This is a genomic window from Pseudoduganella sp. RAF53_2, assembly GCF_052113985.1.
Lineage (GTDB): Bacteria > Pseudomonadota > Gammaproteobacteria > Burkholderiales > Burkholderiaceae_D > Rugamonas.
In genome coordinates this window covers 1-4,371 of sequence record NZ_JBFRDW010000521.1, presented here as the reverse complement: position 1 = coordinate 4,371, position 4,371 = coordinate 1, and the positions used below count along the sequence as shown (strand labels likewise).

Sequence of the window (4,371 nt, the reverse complement as noted above, 5' to 3'; positions counted from 1 at the left end):
GCTGATTATCGCGCTGGCAGTCACGCTGATCCTGTGGCGCGCAACCCAGGGCGTCATCGACGGCAAGATGACGCTCGGCGACCTGGTGCTGGTGAATTCCTTCATGATTCAGCTGTATATCCCGTTGAATTTCCTCGGCGTGATCTACCGCGAGATCAAGCAAAGTCTGGCCGACATGGAGCGCCTGTTCTCGCTGCTGGACGAAAACCGCGAGGTGGACGATGCGCCAGGTGCGCGGCCATTGCTCACCAGCGGCGGCGCGCAAGTGCATTTCTCGCACGTGGAATTCAATTACGATCCCAAGCGCCAGATCCTGTTCGATGTGGACTTCACCATCCCGGCCGGCACCACGACTGCGGTGGTAGGCCACAGCGGTTCCGGCAAGTCCACGCTGTCACGCCTGCTGTACCGCTTCTACGAAGTCAACTCGGGCGCCATCACGATCGACGGCCAGGATCTGCGCCAGGTCACGCAAGACTCGCTGCGCCACGCAATCGGCATCGTGCCGCAGGATACCGTGCTGTTCAATGACACGATCGAATTCAACATCGCCTACGGCCGCCCCGGCGCGACCAAGGACGAAATCATTGCCGCAGCGCGGGCTGCATCCATCCACGACTTTGTTGCCAGCCTGCCGGATGGTTATGGCACCATGGTGGGTGAGCGCGGGCTGAAGCTGTCCGGTGGCGAGAAGCAGCGCGTGGCGATTGCCCGCACGCTGCTGAAGAATCCGGCCATCCTGATTTTTGACGAGGCTACGTCGGCGCTGGATTCGAAGGCGGAGCAGGCGATTCAGGCGCAGTTGAAGGAAATTGCGAAGAACCGCACGACGATGGTGATTGCGCACCGCCTGTCCACGATTGCGGACGCCCAGCAGATTCTCGTGCTGGATCATGGACGCATTGTCGAACGCGGTACGCACCAATCACTGTTGGCACGTGATGGACTGTATGCCCAGATGTGGGCACGCCAGCAGGCGAGGACGGATGAGGAGCAGGCATCGCCTGCATTGACTAACTAACGGGGGAATTAGATGGCGGTGAAGCGGGTACTCGTAGTAGCACTTGCAGGCATTGGCCTGCTGGCAGTAGCAGCAGGAGTGAATACGGCGCTGAGCGGATCGCGTCAGCTGAAGGTGGCACCGGCACCAGCGCTGGCGATCGATGAAAACGCGGCAGCACAAAGACTGGCCGAATCACTGCGCTTCACCACCATTTCAGACGCCACCGATGCGGACGCCAACGCCGCCGAATTCGACAAGCTGCACGCCCACCTCCAGGCCAGCTTCCCCAGGCTGCATGCCGCCCTGAAGCGCGAGGATGTGGGCAGCCATGCGCTGCTCTACACCTGGCAGGGCAGCGATCCCAAAGCCGCTCCCGTGATGTGGATGGCGCATCAGGACGTGGTGCCGATTGCGCCGGGCACGGAGAAGGACTGGACGCAGCAGCCTTTCAGCGGCGTCGTCGCGGACGGCTTTGTCTGGGGCCGCGGCGCCTGGGACGACAAAGGCAATCTGTATGCGCAGATGGAGGCCATCGAGATGCTGGTGGCCAGCGGCTATCAGCCCAAGCGCACCATTTATCTGGCGTTCGGCGCCGACGAGGAAGTGGGCGGCACGCGCGGTGCGGTGGCGATTGCTGCGCTGATGAAGTCGCGCGGCGTGAAGCTGGATTATGTGCTGGATGAAGGCCTGCTGGTGCTGCAAGGTGTGGTGCCGGGACTGCAGGTGCCGGCGGCGATGATCGGTGTGGCGGAGAAGGGTTACGCAAGCTACAAGCTGGATCTGTCCACTGCACCGGGACATTCGTCCATGCCGCCGCCGCAGACGGCCATCGGCATGATGAGCAAGGCGCTGGCGGATCTGGAAGCGAACCAGATGCCGGTGCACATGAAGGGGTTGCCGCAGACCAGCTTCGAGATCCTGGCGCCGGAGATGAGCGGTTTCAATCGCGTGGCACTGTCGAACTTCTGGCTGTTCTCGCCGGTGCTGGAACGCGTGATGGTGAAGACGCCGAGCGTCAATGCCCTGATGCGCACGACCACGGCGCTGACCATGGTGAATGCGGGCGTGAAGGATAACGTGTTGCCGGGCAGTGCCAGCGCCACCGTGAATTTCCGTTTGCTGCCGGGAGATACGCTGACGGACGTGAAGGACCACATGCGCAAGGTGATCGGTAATGATGCGATCCGCATCAGCGATGCCACGACTTATAACGCAGAGGCTTCGCATGTGGCCAGCGTGGATGGTGTTGCGTATGGGATTGTGAACCGCAYCGTGCGCGAGGTGTTTCCCGATGCGGTGGTGGCGCCGGGCTTGATGGTCGCTGCGACTGACTCGCGCCACTTCGAAGCGGTAAGCGACAACATCCTGAAATTCGGCCCGGTCCGCGCGACCTCCGAGGACCTGCCGCGCTTCCACGGCACCAACGAGCGCATGTCCGTCAAAAACTATGGCGACATGATCCGCTTCTACCACCAGCTGGCGCGCAACAGCAACAGCTAATGTCGCCACACGGTCGCGGCCAGCCCCACCACAGCCGCGACCAGCCCAGCTACGCAGACCAGAATTGTCACGAGCAAAGTCATCATCCAGTGAAATTGCTCATCCTGTTTGCGCTCAGCCGCGTCGATTCGTGCATTCAATTTGTCGACTGCGGACTGCACGGCCGTCTGGATAGCCATTTGCACTTCCAGCCGAAGCGCGCGGAATTCATTGGTCAAGTCGCTCATTTTTTGCTCCAGCTGAGTAAGCCGATCTCCCTGGCTCGGCGGATCATCTTGTGGTGGCATGTCGTCCATGGCGAGCTCCTGATCTAGAGCTACATTGTCGGCGGGGCAGGGCTTATGGGATTTGACCTGGCGCAGGGGCGGGAGTTCAAATTAAAAAGCCCCCGGCTGGCGGGGGCTTGGTGTTGCGGCGCGGGGCGCTTATACGACGCGGCGGGCGGCAGGTTCGGCTGCGTCCGGGTTGGCAAGTTCGCCTTCCCACTTGGCCACCACGGCGGTGGCGATGGAGTTGCCGATGACGTTGGTGGCGGAGCGGGCCATGTCCAGGAAGTGGTCGATACCCAGCAGCAGCACCAGGCCTGCTTCGGGAATATTGAACTGGCCCAGGGTGGCGGCGATCACCACCAGGGATGCGCGCGGCACACCGGCCATGCCCTTGGAGGTCAGCATCAGCACCAGCATCATGGTCATCTGCGTGCCCAGCGACATTTCAATGCCGTAGGCCTGTGCGATGAACAGCGTGGCGAAGGTGCAGTACATCATCGAGCCGTCCAGATTGAAGGAATAGCCGATCGGCAGCACGAAGGAAGCGATGCGGTTGCGCACTCCAAAGCGCTCCAGGCCTTCCAGGGTCTTCGGGTAAGCCGCTTCGCTGGAAGCGGTGGAGAAGGCCAGCAGGGTTGGCTCTTTGACTTCCGACAGCAGCTTGAACACGCGGCGTCCCAGGAAGATGAAGCCGGCGGCCACCAGCACGCCCCACAGCAGCACGATGCTGGTGTAGAACTCGGCCATGAATTTGCCGTAGGTAGCCAGTACGCCCAGGCCGCTCTTGGCAATGGTGCCGGCGACGGCGGCAAATACGGCGATCGGCGCGAACTTCATCACATAGCCGGTGACCTTGAGCATGATGTGCGCCATACCGTCCAGCGCTTCGATCAGCGGTTCGGCCTTTTTGCCGACGGCAGCAGCAGCCAGGCCGAAGAACACGGAGAACACCACAATCTGCAGGATCTCGTTCTTGGCCATGGCGTCGAAGATCGAGATCGGGATCAGGTGATTGACGAATTCCTTCGGCGTCAGGCCACTCTTATTAGTCGCTACAGCCTTCGCCGCGTCGGTCAGCGAGGCGCTGGCGTTGGCGACGGTGGCCGCGGCGTTATGGCTGAACAGCTCATCGCCGGGACGGAACAGGTTCACCATGATCAGGCCCAGCGTCAGCGACAGCACGGACGCCAYGATGAACCAGCCCAGCGTCTTGGCGCCGATGCGGCCCACTTCGCTGGTATCGCCCATGCGGCCGATGCCGACCACAAGGGTCGAGAAGACCAGCGGCGCGATAATCATTTTGATCAGGCGCAGGAAGCCGGTAGAGAGCAGGGACAACTTATCGGCAAATCCCGACGGATCTTCCAGCGAGACGTTGGCCGCGTAACCAGCAATGATACCCAACACAAGGCTGGCCAGAATATAAGTGGTCAGGCGATTTTTCTTTTCCATATGCAACATTCCTGTAGTGGGTTTCCCGGTCGGGGATTGCTCGTTCGGGATGAATTTGCCGTTAGAATGGTGAACTATTGAGCAAGTCCCGCAGTATCCGTGCGCCCGAAGGGGCTGTCAAGCAAGGAAAAGGCCGCAGAATAGGCA

4 protein-coding genes are annotated in these 4,371 nt (G+C 61.1%); 2 read left to right on the top strand and 2 right to left on the bottom strand.

The annotated features are described in order from the left end of the window. Positions 1-1,021 (top strand): ATP-binding cassette domain-containing protein (locus AB4Z11_RS24440; protein WP_442028303.1); only part of this gene is annotated, 1,021 nt, incomplete at its 5' end. Between the two features lie 12 nt (positions 1,022-1,033). Then, on the top strand, positions 1,034-2,503 hold the full coding sequence (locus AB4Z11_RS24435) for a M20 family peptidase (RefSeq protein WP_442028301.1): 1,470 nt from the start codon (positions 1,034-1,036) through the stop codon (positions 2,501-2,503). On the opposite strand, the gene AB4Z11_RS24430 is transcribed toward AB4Z11_RS24435, so the two are convergent. Continuing rightward, positions 2,500-2,799, bottom strand: a complete 300-nt coding sequence (locus tag AB4Z11_RS24430) for a hypothetical protein (RefSeq protein ID WP_442028299.1) — start codon at positions 2,797-2,799, stop codon at positions 2,500-2,502. The genes AB4Z11_RS24435 and AB4Z11_RS24430 overlap by 4 nt on opposite strands. 129 nt (positions 2,800-2,928) lie before the next feature. Continuing rightward, the gene (locus AB4Z11_RS24425) at positions 2,929-4,224 is read right to left on the bottom strand and encodes a dicarboxylate/amino acid:cation symporter (protein WP_442028297.1); all 1,296 of its coding nucleotides are present in this window, start codon (positions 4,222-4,224) and stop codon (positions 2,929-2,931) included. Positions 4,225-4,371: the final 147 nt, after the last annotated feature.